An 18,881-nucleotide genomic window follows, 5' to 3' on the forward strand; every position below is an offset into this window, starting at 1 on the left:
AGATGTTTACTTTAAGACTATTTTAGAAAACAGCCTAACTGCATGGCGTAAAGTTGCTTCTAAATCCATGGAAGTGGGAATCCCAATGCCTTGTATGACATCGGCATTAACGTTCTTAGATGGCTATACAACAGCCCGCTTACCAGCTAACTTGCTGCAAGCACAGCGTGATTATTTTGGTGCTCATACTTATGAACGCTTAGATAAACCAAGAGGCGAGTTCTTCCATACTAATTGGACTGGTAAAGGTGGCGATGTTTCGTCAACAACTTATAACTCTTAGTCTGTATTATGTATAAATGAAAAAGCCCTTAACTTGTGATGAGTTAAGGGCTTTTTTTTAATAGAGGCGTTTTCGGTATTTTTTAATAAAATAGCTACTTAAAAAACTGCCGATAGCAAGAGCGAGAGTAATTACTGGTGCGGCCATTAATACCATTGTTACGATTTTTGAAATGCGTTCAGGTAAGAAAGATAATGAATATCCAAAGCCTGTTAGCAGTAAAATCCAAATGATGGCACTAATCCACGCAAAATAATGAAAGCGTCGTACTTGCTTCATTCGTAAGCCCATCATTAATGGAAGCAGAGGGCGAACAACCGGAATAAAGCGCGCAACAAATAATGCTAATAATCCGTGTTTTGATAATAAATTATCAACGGTTTGTAGTCGGTTTTTTGGCACTGCGTTTATCCATGTTTGAATCATTGGAAACTTATGCAACCAACGACCTTGAATAAAAGCCAATTGACTGCCAATGGCTGCTGCCATGATAAGTCCAGTGACGATGACAGGGTAGCTAATTACATTTGCTGCAGCAAGAGATCCTGCAAGGATGACGACACTATCACAAGGGAGTGGGGCTGCAGGGATAAATGCGCTTTCTAGCCAAATGAATAAAATAAGGCAGAAGTAAATCATTGCAGCACTACTTGGATTTTGTAGTATTGCAAAATCTTGTTGCCAAAGGGCGGTTAAAATAGAAAGAAATGAATCAAACATCGCCATTCTCCAGACGAAATTCAAGTAGTTAGCTTGTTGGGTAAGAAAGATCGAGAGTAAGGTAAGTGGTTGATAAAGTCACTATAAATTTTCACTGTCATAAAAAGTTCATATATCTAATTTGAGTTATGATTAAGAGGAGGATTTATTCTGCTCGATATGAAAGTAAAGAGGGGGGGCTGAGTAATAAATAAAAAGGCTGAATGAGAAAATCATTCAGCCTTTCTTGTAAGCACATTATAGTGCGAATATTTTAATTACGTTGTAACTTAACCAATAAAGCTAATGTAAGTTTGTAGAATAATTAAGTTCACTATATCAATAAAGAAAGCGCCAACAATTGGAACCACCATAAAGGCTTGAGGGGAAGGGCCGAATCGAGACACTAATGATCCCATATTCATAACCGCTGTTGGTGTTGCTCCTAATCCAAAGCCACAATGGCCACCAGCCATAACAGCGGCGTCATAGTTTGACCCCATGACTCTGAAAGTGACAAAGTAAGAGAAGAAAGCAAGAACAACGGTTTGAACTGATAAAATAATAAGAAGTGGAATCGCAAGATCAAAGATGTTCCACAATTTTAAACTCATTAATGCCATTGCTAAGAACAGAGCCAACGAAACAGTTCCTAGGATATCAACGGTTTCAGTATCAATCTTATGGATTTTTGTTACTTCAGTAATATTAGTGATGAAAACACCAATAAATAAAGCGTAAACAAAATCAGGGATTTTAAGCCAAGCAATATCAAAGCTGCCTACAAAATCACTTAAATGGCCGGCACCTACAACACAAATGAGTAGAATGAATAAGGTTTCGGTCACTTTTTTTGCGGTCACTTTTTCTTCTTCTCGTTCATTGTAAGTGACGAGTTCAGGAAAGCGGGTATGGGTATCCACACCGGTGCCATATTCTGATTCTAATTTATGTTTATGAATCAATTTTTGTGCAATCGGGCTACCGATTAAGCCACCCATGACCAAACCAAAGGTCGCAGATGCCATTGCTAGCTCTAGCGTGTTTAGATGATAAGTTTCAGCAAACGTTTGGGACCAAGCAGCCCCCGTACCGTGACCACCAGATAACGTGATCGAACCAGCAATAAGACCCATTAATGGATTTAAGCCCATAGCACTTGCTAAGCTAACACCAACTGCATTTTGAATAATGATATAGAAAGAGGCAACAGCAAGGAATAAGAATACCTTTGTTCCGCCTTTTATCAGTTGTGTATAGTTCGCTGCTAAACCGACAGTACTGAAGAACATCAACATGAATGTACTTTGTAGCGGCAATGAAAACTCAAGATTAATCCCTTGAAAATGCAAAGCGGTAATAGCAAAAGCGACGATTAATCCGCCAACAATGGGTTCTGGAATGTTGTATTTCTTAAAAAACACAACTTTAGAGTTGATTAGATGGCCTAGAAAAAGTACGGCGATGGCAATTAAAAAAGATTCTAGTGCGCCGATAGATAGAGTGTTTGTCATAGTACCTCGAAGTTCAAATATCAAACCAATAGGCTGTCCTAGTAATACGAAAGTACGAGAATAAATTAAAAATTTATGTATTTAAATTCACTTACTGGATTGATATTGTTTAATTTCAGGAGCGGATAGTAGCACTTTTTTGCTGTGGTTTGGGTTGCCTTAATGTAAAAAATATAAGAATACTGTTAAGGGCTGATGAAATTAGGTGTATATACTTGATTATTCATCATAAAAAAGAACAATACTGCCACCACGAAGAGCACTCCCGACATTAAAAGTAAACCCAATGCCTACATTATCTACTAAATCGATCCATTTACGCGTATCGATTAACCATGCAATATTGAACTCATAGTAATAATCGGTTCCGAGTGGCTTATTTACATCGCCGCCAAGATCAACACGTTTGGCTTTTAGGTACAATACTTGAGCAAACTGGTTCCATCTGGTCATGTTGTAACGTAATTGTACGCTATTTACAAAACGCCACACCTCAGGATGAACCTCTGAGCTGTAGTTTGATGAACCACCAAAACCTTGTCCGTTAGCATAATGATAACTGTTGTTAAAACGCCATTCTCCCCATGGCGCGACTTTTTTATATTCGAAGCTCATTTTAGGTTCAATCATAAATACATTCGTGGATACGTTATAAAAGATACCATCTAAAGCGGGAGAAAACTTTTGACTGTACACACTATTGTAGCTGTGTGAATTACGGTAATGCATCAAGTGTAGTGCAGTACCAAATGAGATGGTCCAATTTTCTGCAAAAATATAATTTTGAGCGTATTCGGAATACAGTCCGAACACTTCATCAACATCTGAATCAGGGATCGCTTTATTTTGAAACTTGACATCAATGTCCGTATTGACGTAAGAGGCTCTTACCGTTATCTCATGAGACCATAAAGAATCTGCATCATCATTTAATGTGAAGGTGTACGGCAACGAATAAACCGTCATTTGATTTCGTAATTGAACGGAGTCTGAACTTCCTAATCCGTTATCTGGATTTTCATCTTTAGAAATATATCGATTGGGATTAAAATCTGCAATCCCAAAGGTGATCATGTTGCTGTCGGAGAGAACAAGAGCCGTGGCAAAAGACTCTTCAAACTGTTGTGCAGGCGTGAATTCACGAGCTGAGGCTTTATTTATTGTTTGAATAAACAGAAAAGCAATAAGTAAAGAAAATAGGCCTCGCGTCATTCGTGTACCCTTTAAAAAATCATCTCTATAATTTAGTCTAAAATAATGCTTTATTCCACTAAAAATCAGAGTGTTATTCCCTATTTTCCTAAAACTGATAAGACAATGTATAAATAAAAAAGCACGCCATTACATTTGCGTAAAGTAGCGTGCTTTAAGGTGACGTATTTATAACCTATTGCTTATTTTATAAAACCACCAGTTTGATGGGTCCATAATTGGGCATAAATACCGCCGAACTCAACGAGTTCTTTATGAGTTCCTTGCTCAACAACTTGACCTTGGTCCATGACAATTAAGCGATCCATTGCGGCAATCGTTGATAGACGATGAGCAATAGCAATAACGGTTTTTCCTTCCATTAATTCATCTAGGCTGTCTTGAATAGCAGATTCTACTTCAGAATCAAGTGCAGAGGTTGCCTCATCTAAAATCAATAGAGGGGCATCTTTTAACAACACGCGAGATATAGCAACTCGTTGGCGTTGACCACCAGAGAGTTTCACACCTCGTTCACCAACTTGTGCATCATAGCCAGTACTGCCATAAGAATCCGTTAAGGTTTCTATAAACTCATGAGCTTGTGCTTGTCTGGTTGCTGCAAACAACTCTTCATCAGACGCATCAGGACGACCATATTTGATATTGTCACGAATAGAGCGATGAAGTAGGGAAGTATCTTGGCTCACCATGCCTATCTGACTACGTAGTGAATCTTGAGAAACATCGCGAATATCATGGCCATCAATAGAGATAGACCCTGATTCAATATCATGGAAACGAAGTAGCAAGTTCACTAATGTTGATTTACCCGCACCAGAACGTCCCACCAACCCTATTTTCTCTCCTGGTTTGATATCAAGGTTTAGATTATTGATGACTCCCTTGTTCTCGCCATAATGGAAGTTAACATTCTTAAATTGAATATTTCCATGCTTAACAGAAAGCTCTGTAGCGTCAGGTTTATCATTGATGGTAATTGGTTTGGATAAGGTATTCATTCCATCAGTCACTGTGCCTAGGTTTTCAAATAGGGAGCTTATTTCCCACATGATCCAATGAGACATACCATTGATACGTAACGCTAAACTGATCGCAATCGCGATAGCACCAACAGATAGTTCATTATCAATCCACAGCATGATAGAAACCGCGGTAATTGAGAAGACTAATAAGTAGTTAATGATCTCTACAGAGATATTAATGCCAGTAGCTAAGCGCATTTGTTTATGAACAGTCACTAAGAAATCGTCCATGCCTTCTTTCGCGTATTCAGTTTCGCGCTTACTATGACTGAACAATTTGATCGTATTGATGTTGGTGTAACTGTCAACAATGCGTCCTGTCATTGTAGAACGAGCATCGGCCTGCTTCTCTGAAACAGCTTTCATTCTCGGGACAAAGTAAAACTGAATCGCAATGTATGCCGCAAGCCAAATAAGCATAGGCAGCATAAGACGCCAATCTGCCTTTCCTACCATCACAATCATGGAGGTAAAATAAACAGAAATATAGATAAGCACATCAAGTAGCTTCATTACGGTTTCACGGACCGATAATGAGGTTTGCATGACCTTTGTTGCAATACGACCAGCAAAATCATCTGAATAAAAAGAAACACTTTGTTTTAAAAGGTATCGATGCGCTTGCCAGCGAATAGCCATTGGATAATTACCCAATAACGTTTGATGTGTAATTAATGAATGAATCAAGATTAAAATTGGCATCCCAATAACAACAAGAATACCTAACCACATTAAGGTTTGTCCTTCCTGTGCTAAAAAGGTGTCTCTGTTATGAGTGGATAGCCAATCAACTAATTGCCCCATAAACCCAAAAAGAGACACTTCAACCATGGCGATGATAGCACTAAGTACTGACATGCCGATTAAAGGAACTCCGAACCCTTTGGTGTAATGGCGACAAAAAGCATACAACCCTTTTGGTGGTTGTTCTGGTTCTTGTTCTGGGAAAGCGGTAGTGATCCGCTCAAAGAATTTAAACATACTTTAAGCCTATAATTATAAAGAAATTGTTTGTTTAATTTAATGAATAATTAAATCAGGAATACGTGTGCAGATTTTGATTTCTACATGCCGTTAACATAACCTAAATAGCGTATTTATGTAATCAATTTTGTAAATTAAATCAACGTGTTTAGATAAATAAGTGGTCGCAAGGGATGTGAGAGAGGTATGATAAAAGAAATACAAATTATGATGGTTAAACCAATGAAAAAGATCCCAACAAATATTATCACCGGTTTCTTAGGGGTAGGGAAAACAACCACTATCTTGCAGTTATTGAAGAACAAACCTGAAGGAGAATCTTGGGCTGTTTTAGTCAATGAATTTGGTGAGGTGGGTATTGATGGTGCTTTCTTATCTGAAGCAGGGGCATTAATAAAAGAAGTGCCTGGCGGTTGTATGTGCTGTACTGCTGGTTTACCTATGTCTGTTGGAATTAATGCGCTATTGCGTCAAAAACCAGATCGTTTAATCATTGAGCCAACAGGCTTAGGCCATCCTAAAAAGATCATTGCGATTCTCCAATCTGAAAACTATGAAAAGTACATTGATTTAAAATCAACCATCGGGCTTGTAGATCCTCGAAATTTATCGGATGAGAAGTACACCAGTAATCAAAATTTTAATGACCAACTCGGTATCTCTGATGTGATCGTGGCAACGAAAATGGACATGGCTTCAGACTACGATAAATGTTTATTTTCTTCATGGGCAAAATCGTTACCTCACCAACCAAAGACCGCGACGATCAATCATGGTGAACTGCCTTTGCACTGGTTAGATGAAGACAGAACGGTTGAATTGACGATAGAAGAGCATCATCACCATCATGCAGAGCAAGATATTGTGGAAATGATACTGGAACCTGGGCAAAAATTTCTTCGTAAAGAAAATCAGGGTCAAGGCTATGTTAGCTGTGGTTGGTTCTTTGGTGCGGAATCGGTATTTGATTTTGATGAGCTATTTTCGATGTTGTCGGATTTGAATGCTGAGCGAATTAAAGCGGTAATGAATACGAACAAAGGCTTTTATGCCTTTAATGTGGCAAATCGTGTGGTATCAGTGAATCAGTTAAGTCTTGATGGTATGGAATCAAAATTAGAAGTGATTGATACTCAATTATTGCCTTGGGACACGTTAGAAGAAGTATTACTGAGTTTATTGATTAACGATAAAAAGTAAAAATGTTGTTTTTATTAATATAAATGCACAAAAAAAGAGACCTATGATTGGTCTCTTTTTTATTGGATTTAAAAGAATTAACGCTTGTTTTTTAAGTAACGCTTACGACGTTCTTCTTTTTTCTTAATTTGTTGTTCAACTTTAAGCGCTGCTGCAATTTCAACTGCTTCAAGTTCAGCAGGGATCATTTCAGGAAGTTCTAGGGTTAATTGGCCTAATGTACCCGAGCGAAGTTCATGAAGTAGAATTTCAGACGCTTTATAGATATTAATTCGTCCACCAGCTTGTAAACAACCACGGCTACGACCAATGGCTTCCATTAGTTCTACATCGTTATCAGGTAATTCATCCAAGTTATAACGCTCTTTTAAACGCTCTGGGTACTGTTTTGCCAAATACTCAACCGTATAGAAAGCAACTTCATCGTAATCCATTGCTGTATCTTTAACAGCACCTGTAGCAGCAAGACGGAAACCACTGTGTGGGTTTTCTACTTTAGGCCATAAAATCCCAGGAGTATCAGAAAGAACAACCCCATTTTGCAAATTAATACGTTGTTGACGACGCGTTACTGCTGGTTGGTTGCCGGTTACCGCAATCATTCGTCCTGCTAGTGTATTTATGATGGTTGATTTACCCACATTCGGAATACCCATAATCATGGTACGAACGTTTTTTCCCATCGCTTCACGGTGCGGAACTAATTTACGGCATCTTTCCATAATTTTATGGATTTCATCGGGATTACTGGTTGTCACTGCCATTGCTGTGACACCTTGCTCTTTCTCAAGATGTTCAATCCAAAGTTTAGTCACTTCTGGATCGGCTAAATCACGCTTGTTCAATACTTTAATACAAGGCTTATCTTGACGTAGAGAGGCGATCATTGGATTCTCACTACTGAAAGGGATACGAGCATCAAGTACTTCAATGATCACATCCATTTTAGGGATCACCTCGGCGATCTCTTTTTGAGCTTTGTGCATGTGACCCGGATACCATTGGATGGACATAGCGTGAATCCTTTAAAAATCAAAAACGCTATTTTAACGGCAAAGTAGCAAGAGTAAAGGGAAGTTACGCTGTGTGGTGGTTTTGTTGTTGTAATGACGCTAATTTGATTAAGTAATAACCTTGAAAATAAAAAATGGTAAAAATAAGGTGGCTGGTTAATCAAACGTTACTTATATTTCTGTAAGTGTCGCAATTAATGACTTAAATTATTAGTAAGTTATTGAAATGATGACATACAACTGGTTTACTTGTTACAAGTAACATTGATTGAGAGTTTTATGAGTAATTTACATACACAACGTAAAACGCGACCGACATTACAAGACATCGCTGACCGTGTTGGCGTGACAAAAATGACGGTTTCTAGGTTTATTCGTGATCCGAATTCGGTCGCAGAAAAAACGCGCGAAAAAATATCTGCGATGATTAATGAGCTTGGCTATATTCAAAACCGCGCTCCAGCAATGTTATCTAAATCTTCCAGTAAAGCAATTGGCATTCTTCTCCCATCTTTATCTAACCAAGTTTTTGCCAATTTAGTTCAAGGTATTGAACAAGTAACGAAAGAACGTGGTTATCAAACACTGATTGCGCATTGTAATTATGATGAATTAGAAGAAGAGGAACAAATTGCATTTCTACTTTCATATCAAGTGGATGGTTTAATCTTAACAGAAACGAAACACACCGATAGAACTCGTCAAATGCTTAAGTCCGCAGGCGTTCCTGTTGTTGAAACGATGGAATTACCAGAAAACCCAATAGACATGGCGGTAGGGTTGGATCATATGGAGGCTGCATACCATGTAGTGACCCAAATGATAGCCAGTGGCAAACGTCATATTATGTATTTTGGGGCTCGTTTAGATACTCGAACCAAGCTGCGCCGACAAGGGTATGATAAAGCAATGATCGAAGCGGGTTTGCTTGCTCGTCATATTTTGACTGATGAACATTCAAGTTTTACGTTAGGTGGAGCCTTGTTAATTGAAGGGCTTGAGCTTATGCCTGAGCTTGATGGTATCTTTTGTACTAATGATGATATCGCTATTGGTGCAATGATGGAATGTGCGCATAGAGGTATTTCGGTTCCTAATGACATCAGTATTGTAGGTTATAATGCGTTAGATATTGGTCAAGCTATCTCGCCAAGACTGGTTAGTGTTGATACGCCTCGTTTTGACATTGGAAAAAAAAGTGCAGAATTATTATTAGATGCTTTAGCGAATAAAAGACAAGAACAGAAAGTGGTCGATATGGGCTTTTCATTGACCGAAGGTGATAGTCTGTAATCAATGACAACGTAAGATAATCATAGATATGAAAGAGGGCTTATTATGAATAAGCCCTCTTTTATTTATTGGTGTTTTTTATTTAGAGACTCATTTAGCTATACAAGAATGAGGCGCCTTCATCAGCACCAGAGACGTTATCTCTGAATACTTTAAAAATGTCTCTTCCCCATGTTTGCTGGCTTAGTTCTGTATCACAGTGCTCAATTGCTCTAAGGCTCGTATCTGAAAGATTATTAACGGTACCTTGCGTTGCATCTAGGCGGATAATATCACCTTCTTGAATTAAGCTGATTGCACCACCACGAAGAGCTTCTGGAGACATGTGAATTGCTGCTGGGATTTTCCCTGATGCACCAGAAAGGCGACCGTCAGTCACTAAGGCAACTTGGTAACCTGATTTTTGAATATTACCTAAAATTGGCATCAGTTTGTGAAGCTCTGGCATCCCATTCGCTGCTGGGCCATTGAAACGGACAACTACGATACAATCTTGATTTAGTTCGCCACGTTTATAGGCGGCTTCGACCTCATGCTGGCAATGAAATATTTTCGCTGGGGCTTCAATAATGCGATGTTGTTCAGCAACGGCAGAAACTTTGATAACAGATTTACCAAGGTTTCCTGATAGCATTTTGATGCCACCAGAACGTTGGAATACAGAACCTGATGAGGCGATGACCGCAGGATTGGTTGTTTCTCCACAGTCATGCCATTCTAGCTTATTATTAATTAAGCTTGGACGTTTCATGTAGTCAGAAAAATCACCAAAAGCGGGCAGTGCATCGGTATTTAGTAATCCATTTTCATTCAAACGCTTCATTAGCATTGGTACGCCACCAGCACGTTCAAATTCATTAATATCAGCGGAACCATTTGGATAAACATTAACAAGCAGTGGAACAATATCCGATAAATCGCTGAAATCTTGCCATGTAAGATGAATGCCCGCCGCGCGAGCCATCGCCACAAGATGAATAGTGTGGTTTGTACTGCCACCAGATGCGAGTAAAGCAACGACACCATTAACAACGCTTTTTTCTGTAATGACATCACAAAGAGGGCGATAATTTGATGAATCAGCGGTCATTGATGCAATACGTATTGTTGCGTGTTCTGTTAATGCGTCACGTAATTCGGTATGAGGAGCAACAAAAGCGGAGCCGGGAAGCATTAATCCCATCGCTTCAAAAACGAGTTGATTTGTATTTGCTGTACCATAAAATGTACAAGTCCCCGGGGAATGATAAGAACCGCATTCCATTTCTAATAAAGCATCACGTCCGATTTTACCTGCTGCATATTTTTGACGAACATCTACTTTCTCATCATTAGTGACGCCGGTAGACATAGGGCCCGCAGGTATAAAAGCGGTAGGTAAATGAGCATACGTTAATGCGCCCATGACCTGTCCAGGTGCTATTTTGTCACAAATACCGAGTAATAACGTGCCATCAAACATGTTATGGCTTAATGAGAATGCCGTTGCTTGTGCAATTAAATCACGAGAGAAAAGAGACATATCCATGCCTGCTTGTCCTTGTGTTACACCGTCACACATAGCAGGGACACCTCCTGCTATTTGAGCTGTGTGTCCATACTGCGCCAAGATTTGTTTAATTTGGTCAGGGTAAGTTTTGTAAACTTGGTGTGCGCTAAGCATGTCGTTATAAGCGGTAATGATCGCTAAATTCATGCTTGTTAAATTCAGAATGTTTGCTTTTTCAGTAGAACAAGACGCGGCAACGGCGTGAGCTAAATTACCGCAAGAGAGTGACACTTTTCCTTTCCCACTTAGTTTTTGTTCTTCTGTTTTTTTCATGAAAGCAGCGCGAAGGGTTTGGCTACGCTCTGTAATTCGTTGAGTTACCGAAATAATCGTTTTATGAATCATAGTGCTACCTTTATGCTGTTGTTTTTTCTTCTTTTAGATCATTTAGCGCCACAATAGAATGCTTAACGATGATATCAATGTCAGTGTCTATATCGACAACGGCTACTTGATCTTCATTATCAGGGCGCTCTAATGTATTAAATTGGCTTTCTACCATATTAGATTTCATAAAATGGCCCTTACGTGCGGTCATTCGACTCATGATCAGATCAAAACTGCCATCAAGAAAAAGGAAGGTTACATTTTGGTTTCCATCGCGGATTTGATCTCGGTAACTTTTTTTCAACGCTGAACACACAATAATGCCTTGTTCATTCTTACTTTCTAAACTGAATGCAGCGTCACGGATACGCTCTAACCAAGGCTTACGATCATCGTCATTAAGTGGCTCGCCACGTGACATTTTTTGTATGTTAGCTTTTGGATGTAGGTCATCGCCGTCAATAAATTTTGCGCCAAGGTGCTGTGCTATTTTTTCGCCAATCGTACTTTTACCACTTGCACACACACCCATTACTATAATGCTGTTACCACTCATACTGACTCCTGTTTAGTAATCTGAGCGAGATCTCATTTTTGATAGATACTGATAAATTTAACTTTATATTATGTAAGTTACGGGTAACATGTTACCCGTAACTCTTAGGGCTGTAAACTAAAAATAACCAATAATAAATACAATATTTAGGTGGATAAAATGGAATTGATTAGTCAAAGTAGTGATCCTGTTTACTTGTTATCAATCGCGGTATGTTCAATTATCGCGTTGCTAATATTAATAATGAAGTTAAGAATTCATGCGTTCGCAGCATTGACATTAGTTAGCTTAGGTACCGCTCTGGCAGCGGGTGTTTCTGTTGATAATGTTGTACCAACAATGATGTCTGGTTTTGGTGGCACTCTTGCTTCTGTAGCTCTGCTTGTTGGTCTTGGGGCGATGATTGGTAAAATATTAGAGGTGACTGGCGGGGCGAAAGTGCTGGCAGATACACTGATTAATCGTTTTGGTGAAGATAAAGCGCCACTGGCGTTAGGGGTTGCCTCTTTACTGTTTGGTTTTCCAATTTTCTTTGATGCAGGCTTAATCGTAATGATGCCTATCATCTTTAGTGTTGCCAAACGCTTTGATGATTCACCAATAAAATACGCATTGCCTTCTGCGGGTGCATTCGCGGTTATGCATGCGTTTGTGCCCCCTCATCCTGGTCCTGTTGCTGCATCTGAATTATTGGGCGCGGATCTTGGCTTACTATTAATGGTTGGTATTCTTGTTGCGATTCCAACATGGTATTTTGGGGCGTACTTATTTGGTCTATACGCAGGTAAAAAATTCAATATTCCATTGTCGAAAGGAATATTCGGATCAGACGTTATTATAGATGAAGATAAATTACCTAAATTTACGACAGTACTTGCGATTCTAGTGATGCCAGTATTGCTTATTTTTATGGATACCGGATTAAGCACGCTTGCCGTTGCTGGTGTTATTGATGGTAAAGCGCCATTAGTTGAATTCTTGCGTATGCTAGGTAAAACCCCGGTAGCACTGCTTATTACTTTACTTACTTGTTTGGCAGTATTTGCTAAAGATTATGGAATGAAGCAATTAGAGAAATTATGCGGTGATTCTTTAGCTCCAATCTGTGCTGTTATTTTAGTCACTGGCGCTGGTGGTATGTTTGGTGGGGTTCTACGTGCAAGTGGTATTGGTGAGGCGCTTGCGGGTGTTTTATCTGACACAGGAATGCCAATTATTCTTGCTGCATTTTTAATATCTACTTGTTTACGAGTAGCTCAAGGCTCTGCAACTGTTGCTCTTACGACAACGGCAGCTCTTATTGCACCTATTGTTGCTCAAACGGCGGGTTTAAGTGAATTTGACTTATGTTTCATTGTCATCGCGATTGCTGGTGGTGCAACGGTGTTGTCTCACTTTAATGATTCAGGTTTCTGGTTGGTTTCTCGTTTGCTTGATATGGATGAGAAAACAACACTTAAAACATGGACAGTAATGGAAACATTACTTGGAACGATTGCATTTGCGATTGTGGCTGTCCTAAGCGTTATCTTATAAGGTTAAAAAATGAAAACTATTGAACAACGATTGAAAGAAATAAAAATTGTCCCAGTTATTGCGATTAACAGTGCAGAACAAGCCTTGCCATTAGCTAAAGTGCTTATGGAAAATGGATTACCTTGTGCTGAAGTGACGTTTAGAACAGAAGCCGCAGTTGAATCAATTCGTTTAATGCGTGAAACGTATCCTGATATGTTGATTGGCGCAGGTACAGTATTAACCGCGGCACAAGTTGATCAAGCAATTGAAGCCGGCGTTGATTTTGTTGTGAGCCCTGGGTTCAATCCAACAACGGTAAAATATTGTCAACAACGTAATATGCCGATCATCCCTGGAGTAAATAATCCAAGCTTAGTCGAGCAAGCAATGGAAATGGGACTAAAGACATTAAAATTCTTCCCAGCAGAACCATCTGGTGGCATTCCAATGCTAAAAGCATTAACAGCGGTTTATCCTGTTAACTTTATGCCTACTGGCGGAGTGAGCCCAAGTAATGTAAATGATTATTTGGATATTAAATCGGTTGTTGCTTGCGGTGGTACATGGATGGTACCGACAGATTTAATGGATAAGGGTGATTGGGATAGTATTGCCGAATTAATTAAATCTCTATAAGTAATAATGCTAAAACTCACGATACATTTTATCGTGAGTTTTGTTCCATCTGTCCGCTATCAAATAATGATTAAATATTTATTTGAATGTATATTCATTATTTGATGAGTTGTAATGCACCCATCCTCTATTTCTTTTCTATTGTTCATTAAGTGTTTTTATGTTTATGAAATTTCGACCTGAACCGATCTTAATCATCACCACCTTTTTAGCCGCTGCTGGTTGGGTTTTTTCAAAAGAAGCGATTCAAGGATTACCTCCGTTTGGTTTTATTGGTATTCGTTTTATATTCGCTTCATTATGCCTTTTACCTTTTTGCTTTAGTGCACTAAAAAAAGCCGATGGACAAGATTGTTTTCGTTCAATGGGGGTGGGAGTATTACTTGCGGGTTCCATTTTTTGTTGGATCTACGCTATCTCTATCAGCGATACGTTAGGTGAGGGCGCGTTTATAATGAGCCTCTCCATGCTGTTTGTTCCTTTATTGGCGTGGCCATTGTTTGGTTCTAAACCACCACGTGCATTTTGGTATTCATTACCGATTGCATTTGTTGGTTTGTTTCTACTGTCATGGAGTGATGGATGGAATATTGCAACGAGTCAACTTTGGTTTATTGCCGCCGCTGTTGGGCTTGCTACGCACTTTAATTTTAACAGTAAATATTCGGCCAGTTTACCGACGATATTACTCACTACATTACAGCTATTTACTGTTGGTTGCTTGGGCGTAGTCTTGTCGTTTTTCTTGGAAACCTGGCCGGAAGAGGTAAGTTTAATTACCTGGAAGTGGGTATTATTAAGTGTCTTACTTGCTACAAGTTTACGTTACTTAATGCAAACTGTAGGTCAAAAGTTAGTCAACCCAACGAATGCCGCTATATTGATGTTACTTGAACCTATTTGGACAATGATGTTAAGTGTATGGGTATATAATGAATCGATGCCTCTTAATAAAATCCTCGGATGTGTATTGTTATTGCTGTCTTTATTTTTCTACCGCTTTAGTCAGGTTAGACCAAAATTCCGTCTTTGAGGCTATGCGGCTTTATGTGTTTGCTGCTGTAGTGGCAGAGGCTTGCCCAAATGAAAACCTTGAAAATAATCAATGTTCAAGGTTTTCATCTGTGTGTATTGGGCTAGTGTTTCTACGCCTTCAATCACAATTAATGCATTCTCTTTTTTGGCGAGTTGGATAGCAGACAACAAGGGTAATGTATTTCCTTCCTCATATTGTATCAAAAGCGTTCGGTCGATTTTTAAAATACTTGGTTTTAAAAGAGAAACTCGATGCTCACAAGAAGCTTCTGAACCAAAGTCGTCAATAGCGACATTAAATCCGTGCGATTTTATGTTTTCTATTGCGGAACGTAATTTTTCTTCATCATTATAATGAAACTCGAGTAACTCAAGAGTGACTTGTTGTGGGGAAAGTCCTAAATGTTTAATTCGATATTCAAGTAAAGAGGTGTTCATGTTTGGTATCTTATCAGCATGAAAATGGATTGCTGATTCGGGCAGTATATTAAGAAAAAGTAAGCTATTGCTTTGGGAGAAGAGGGCAAAATTACGAATATGAATAATACGACTAAGGCGTTCGATGTTTAGTTTTTGCTCGATAGTTTTAGTGGTGTCCTTAAAAAATAAATCAGGTCTTATAGAGAGCATGTTTACATCATAAATACGTAATAAAGCTTCATAACCAATCGCTTGTTGGTTAACATTAAAAATAGGCTGAAATACGCTTTGCAATAAATAGCCTTCATATTTTGAATAGAATGAACCATCCTCGTCCAAAAATAAATACCCTTCAAATTGCTCCTGAGTGACTAATAACATGCTTTACTCCATAAAATAGCATCTGTTATTGATATATTAATCACCCTTGCTTATCAAGTTATGGTTTGTTATTTACGAGATGAATCACAGAATGAATGTTCTGTAAGTAGCTTATTTCTATGATTAATTAATTATTTTTATACAGTTTAATATCCATATAGAAATGGATTCATTAAACAATGATTTAGCATTTCTATATGTTATTAATTACATACTGCCTACAACTGCTTGATTTTATCAACTAAGCTGAAGAGTGGTTTAGATTTCATGATGTTTCATTGAGAGACATCATGATTATTCATAATATAGAGTGGACAAATTTTTTATAATGAAACGATTTTCTCATTTATCATCTCTGATGTTTAACTTATTTGTATTAGTAGTCAGTATTTTTAGTAGCAGTTATGTTTCTGCTGCTGATATTACTATTGATATTACTTCCGATGAAACGGTCTATGAGAATAATACGAATGTTACGTATCAAATTACGGTAACAAATATTAGCCCGAACACAATTAATGATATATCAGTTCAATCTAATTTTATGTCCGTAACATCAGGGACTGAAAATGCTTTCGAGTCAACTTCTATTTTAGGAACGTCTACTTTTTTATCTAACGAAGGTGATTATAATTCTGCTGGGGATTTAAACGTTAGTAATGCGAGATTAAGAAGTGGAGGGGTGTTAACTTACACAATTAAAGCATTAACCTCAAATATAATAACGGGTGATATTTCGGTTATCGCAACAGTGACTACGCCAACAGAAACGGTGAATACCCCTCCAATTACCGTAACGCCTGCACCTTATACGTACACTCTTGATTTATCTGTTAATAAAACAAATTACATTATTAATAATACGTTGACCTATACATTAAAAGTGGAAAATATTGGTAGTTACAAAGTTCAAAATCTTTCTATTCATCAATTGTTTTCATCTCTGACTGGTGAATCGATAAGTGGAATGGTTATTCCTAATTTTTCTAGTGTTGTTATTAATGCTACAACGAGCGGGGTTGAAACTAATGCTGGCTTATTTTTACCTTCTGGTGATTTAGCGGTAACTGAGGCCACAATAGATATCGGTGGCAATATAACTTATACCATTCAAACCGTTGTTTCAGACAGTCTTATCAGTGACATTGTCACTTCTGCGGCGGCGCTGACTAAAGACGGAAGCGTAAATAGTAATGAATTAATAACGCCTCCAGCTATTGGGGAGTTAGATATCACATTACATGAATTTGAAAGCACCAATAGTTATCTTGTAAACAATGAAATGAGAATTGAGTTAACAGTTAAAAATACTGGTTCAGGCATTGTTAGCGATTATGTGGTTCAACATAATATTAACGCTCTGATTTCTGATTTAGGCAACGATTTAGATCAAGCTCGATACGATAGCTCAGATGTGAGATCTAACCCTTATATTTCTTGGACGAGCAAAGTTACGTCGATAGGAAATAAATCCATCTCGGCGTTAAATACAAGTGGAGAAGTGGCGAATCAAATCTTTGATGATACGGTTTCTGTATATCCAGACGAAGAGATTAGTTATTTAATTACGGCTAAATTAACCCCTGTTACTATCGGTGAAATAGAAAATTTAACGGCAAGAGTACTTAAAAATGATGGTTCTTTAGCCGATCCAATTAATACAATTTCTGGAGTAATTGATCCTGAATATGTTTTAAACCTAAACGACCCTGAAATTAAAATATCAAAAACAACAACTCAAAGTGAATATATTCCTGGAGGAGAAGTTGTTTATGACATTACGGTTGATAATACGTCGAACAAATATTTTGCGAACAATCTGATTATTGTTGATAAATTATCTTGTATTCAAACAGAACAAGCAGGAGGTGTAGGTAACGGCAGCGCCTTTAGTTCGTGGAAGTTAAATATAGTCAATGGATTTGATTCAGAAGGTACTGATGCAGGTGACTTCAACTATGGCGCAACCCAAACTGGTGATTTAACCATATCACCTGATATTGCGCCTGGTAAACAAGTACATTATAAATTAACCGCGACAGTTAGTGACACCAGTATCGGACCGATTATTGATAATAATCTGACTTGTAATGATGATATTTCAGAGACGGGAACTGGGGTTCAAATGCCAGATGACAGCTTGTCAGTTACCAAGGATGTCGATGATTACTATTATTCTTCAGGGCAACGATTAACTTATACTATTAAAGTCACTAATAATGGTGATGGTTTCGCGGATCAAATATCGGTAATAGATGATCTAGCATCAATAATGGTAACGGATATTTATGGTCATAGTGTGCCGGCTTATTCCTCTTGGAGCATCACGGCCAGCGCGAAACATATTGATGGTACCGCCGCAAGTTCAACAGATACAGGGTTTTCAGGAGTCATTACCTCGCCAACGATTTTAGATGTGAAAGCAACCATTGAACCAAAAACAATAATAACTTACACGATAAGAGCGAGAACGATACCAACAGCTAACGGTGAAATTAATAACCTCGTTACTATTGATGAGAGAATAATTGCTGACAGAGCATCTGTGCCTAAAGATTTTGCAGTTTCAATTGAAAAATTTGCCAAAGTAGATGCTGCGACCTCATTTAGTAGAGAACAAACGTATTACTCTAAACCAGAAAGGACAGTTACTTACCAGCTTATAGTGAAAAATGATAAATCAAATGGTTACGCAACGAATATAAACGTTAAGGATACAATATCAACCATTCAAGCTGATATGTTAGAGCCAGATAATACACCAATGGTGGTATTTACGAGTTGGAATATAATCAGTGAAAAAACAATCATAGATCCATCAGGACTTTCAGCCCAAGAGCAGGCTAATTTACTAGCTGCAGCTGATGGAGGTGTTGTTGCCAATGATAAAGATTTAGACGCAATAGCTCAAATCCCACCCAACGTCCAGATTATTTATACAATAATTGCGAGTATTGATCGCTCCGATGAAAATAAAATTGTTTGGGGGCGTTTTAATAATATAGCCACGGTAACTACTTCAGATAATGGAAGTTCTGATTCTGATAATGTATGGGTTATACCTAAAGATCCTGATGTTTTTGTCACAAAAACAACCAGTAACGATAATTTTGAAATTGGTAAAGAAGTTGTTTTTAATATTTATGTATTTAATAAAGGCGCAGGGTTTGCTAACGATGTAGATGTTTTTGATGATATTGATGGAATGGGAGTATTTAACTCTGGTTGGACAATTG

Annotated in this window: 13 protein-coding genes and 2 pseudogenes; 7 read left to right on the plus strand and 8 right to left on the minus strand. The window is 38.2% G+C overall.

Annotated elements, in window-relative coordinates; translation table 11 throughout:
- Positions 1-283, plus strand: a pseudogene (locus AACV33_RS16950) (NADP-dependent phosphogluconate dehydrogenase); the annotation flags it as partial.
- A gap of 57 nt (positions 284-340) precedes the next feature.
- On the opposite strand, the gene AACV33_RS16955 reads toward AACV33_RS16950, so the two are convergent.
- From AACV33_RS16955 to AACV33_RS16970, 4 genes are all read right to left on the minus strand, one after another.
- A complete protein-coding gene (locus AACV33_RS16955; protein ID WP_023603976.1) occupies positions 341-1,003 on the minus strand; it encodes a DedA family protein in 663 nt (220 codons plus the stop codon).
- 269 nt (positions 1,004-1,272) lie between these two features.
- Positions 1,273-2,496, minus strand: a complete 1,224-nt coding sequence (gene gltS / locus AACV33_RS16960) for a sodium/glutamate symporter (protein WP_012551984.1) — start codon at positions 2,494-2,496, stop codon at positions 1,273-1,275.
- 219 nt (positions 2,497-2,715) lie between these two features.
- Entirely contained in the window at positions 2,716-3,708 is a 993-nt protein-coding gene (locus tag AACV33_RS16965; RefSeq protein WP_026025585.1) for a Solitary outer membrane autotransporter beta-barrel domain, read from the minus strand.
- A gap of 182 nt (positions 3,709-3,890) precedes the next feature.
- A complete protein-coding gene (locus tag AACV33_RS16970) occupies positions 3,891-5,714 on the minus strand; it encodes an ABC transporter ATP-binding protein (protein ID WP_017023184.1) in 1,824 nt (607 codons plus the stop codon).
- Between the two features lie 225 nt (positions 5,715-5,939).
- On the opposite strand from AACV33_RS16970, the gene AACV33_RS16975 reads away from it, so the two are divergent.
- Positions 5,940-6,917: a CobW family GTP-binding protein gene (locus AACV33_RS16975; protein WP_182700458.1), complete on the plus strand. Its 978-nt coding sequence runs from the start codon at positions 5,940-5,942 to the stop codon at positions 6,915-6,917.
- Positions 6,918-6,994: 77 nt separating this feature from the next.
- Here AACV33_RS16975 and ylqF read toward each other — a convergent pair whose 3' ends face one another.
- Entirely contained in the window at positions 6,995-7,930 is a 936-nt protein-coding gene (gene ylqF, locus AACV33_RS16980; protein ID WP_017023186.1) for a ribosome biogenesis GTPase YlqF, read from the minus strand.
- A 279-nt stretch (positions 7,931-8,209) separates the two neighbouring features.
- Between ylqF and AACV33_RS16985 the strand changes: the two genes are divergently transcribed.
- Positions 8,210-9,223: a LacI family DNA-binding transcriptional regulator gene (locus AACV33_RS16985; RefSeq protein WP_023603966.1), complete on the plus strand. Its 1,014-nt coding sequence runs from the start codon at positions 8,210-8,212 to the stop codon at positions 9,221-9,223.
- A gap of 94 nt (positions 9,224-9,317) precedes the next feature.
- Here the strand turns inward: AACV33_RS16985 and edd are convergent, their stop codons facing one another.
- Both edd and AACV33_RS16995 read right to left on the minus strand, forming a co-directional pair.
- The gene (gene edd / locus AACV33_RS16990; RefSeq protein ID WP_182700455.1) at positions 9,318-11,117 is read right to left on the minus strand and encodes a phosphogluconate dehydratase; all 1,800 of its coding nucleotides are present in this window, start codon (positions 11,115-11,117) and stop codon (positions 9,318-9,320) included.
- A gap of 10 nt (positions 11,118-11,127) precedes the next feature.
- Positions 11,128-11,655 (minus strand): gluconokinase, encoded by a 528-nt coding sequence (locus AACV33_RS16995; protein WP_182700456.1) that lies wholly within the window; start codon positions 11,653-11,655, stop codon positions 11,128-11,130.
- A 159-nt stretch (positions 11,656-11,814) separates the two neighbouring features.
- Here AACV33_RS16995 and AACV33_RS17000 point away from each other — a divergent pair, with 159 nt between their 5' ends.
- From AACV33_RS17000 to AACV33_RS17010, 3 genes are all read left to right on the plus strand, one after another.
- A complete protein-coding gene (locus AACV33_RS17000; RefSeq protein ID WP_023603964.1) occupies positions 11,815-13,191 on the plus strand; it encodes a GntP family permease in 1,377 nt (458 codons plus the stop codon).
- Between the two features lie 9 nt (positions 13,192-13,200).
- Positions 13,201-13,809 (plus strand): bifunctional 4-hydroxy-2-oxoglutarate aldolase/2-dehydro-3-deoxy-phosphogluconate aldolase, encoded by a 609-nt coding sequence (locus AACV33_RS17005; protein WP_023603963.1) that lies wholly within the window; start codon positions 13,201-13,203, stop codon positions 13,807-13,809.
- Positions 13,810-13,969: 160 nt separating this feature from the next.
- On the plus strand, positions 13,970-14,842 hold the full coding sequence (locus tag AACV33_RS17010; protein WP_182700457.1) for a DMT family transporter: 873 nt from the start codon (positions 13,970-13,972) through the stop codon (positions 14,840-14,842).
- Between the two features lie 2 nt (positions 14,843-14,844).
- On the opposite strand, the gene AACV33_RS17015 is transcribed toward AACV33_RS17010, so the two are convergent.
- A complete protein-coding gene (locus AACV33_RS17015; protein WP_023603961.1) occupies positions 14,845-15,645 on the minus strand; it encodes an EAL domain-containing protein in 801 nt (266 codons plus the stop codon).
- Positions 15,646-15,973: 328 nt separating this feature from the next.
- Between AACV33_RS17015 and AACV33_RS17020 the strand changes: the two are divergent.
- Positions 15,974-18,881: pseudogene (locus AACV33_RS17020) on the plus strand (DUF11 domain-containing protein); the annotation flags it as partial.

The sequence above is a fragment of the Aliivibrio sp. SR45-2 genome (assembly GCF_963890165.1).
Lineage (GTDB): Bacteria > Pseudomonadota > Gammaproteobacteria > Enterobacterales > Vibrionaceae > Aliivibrio > Aliivibrio salmonicida.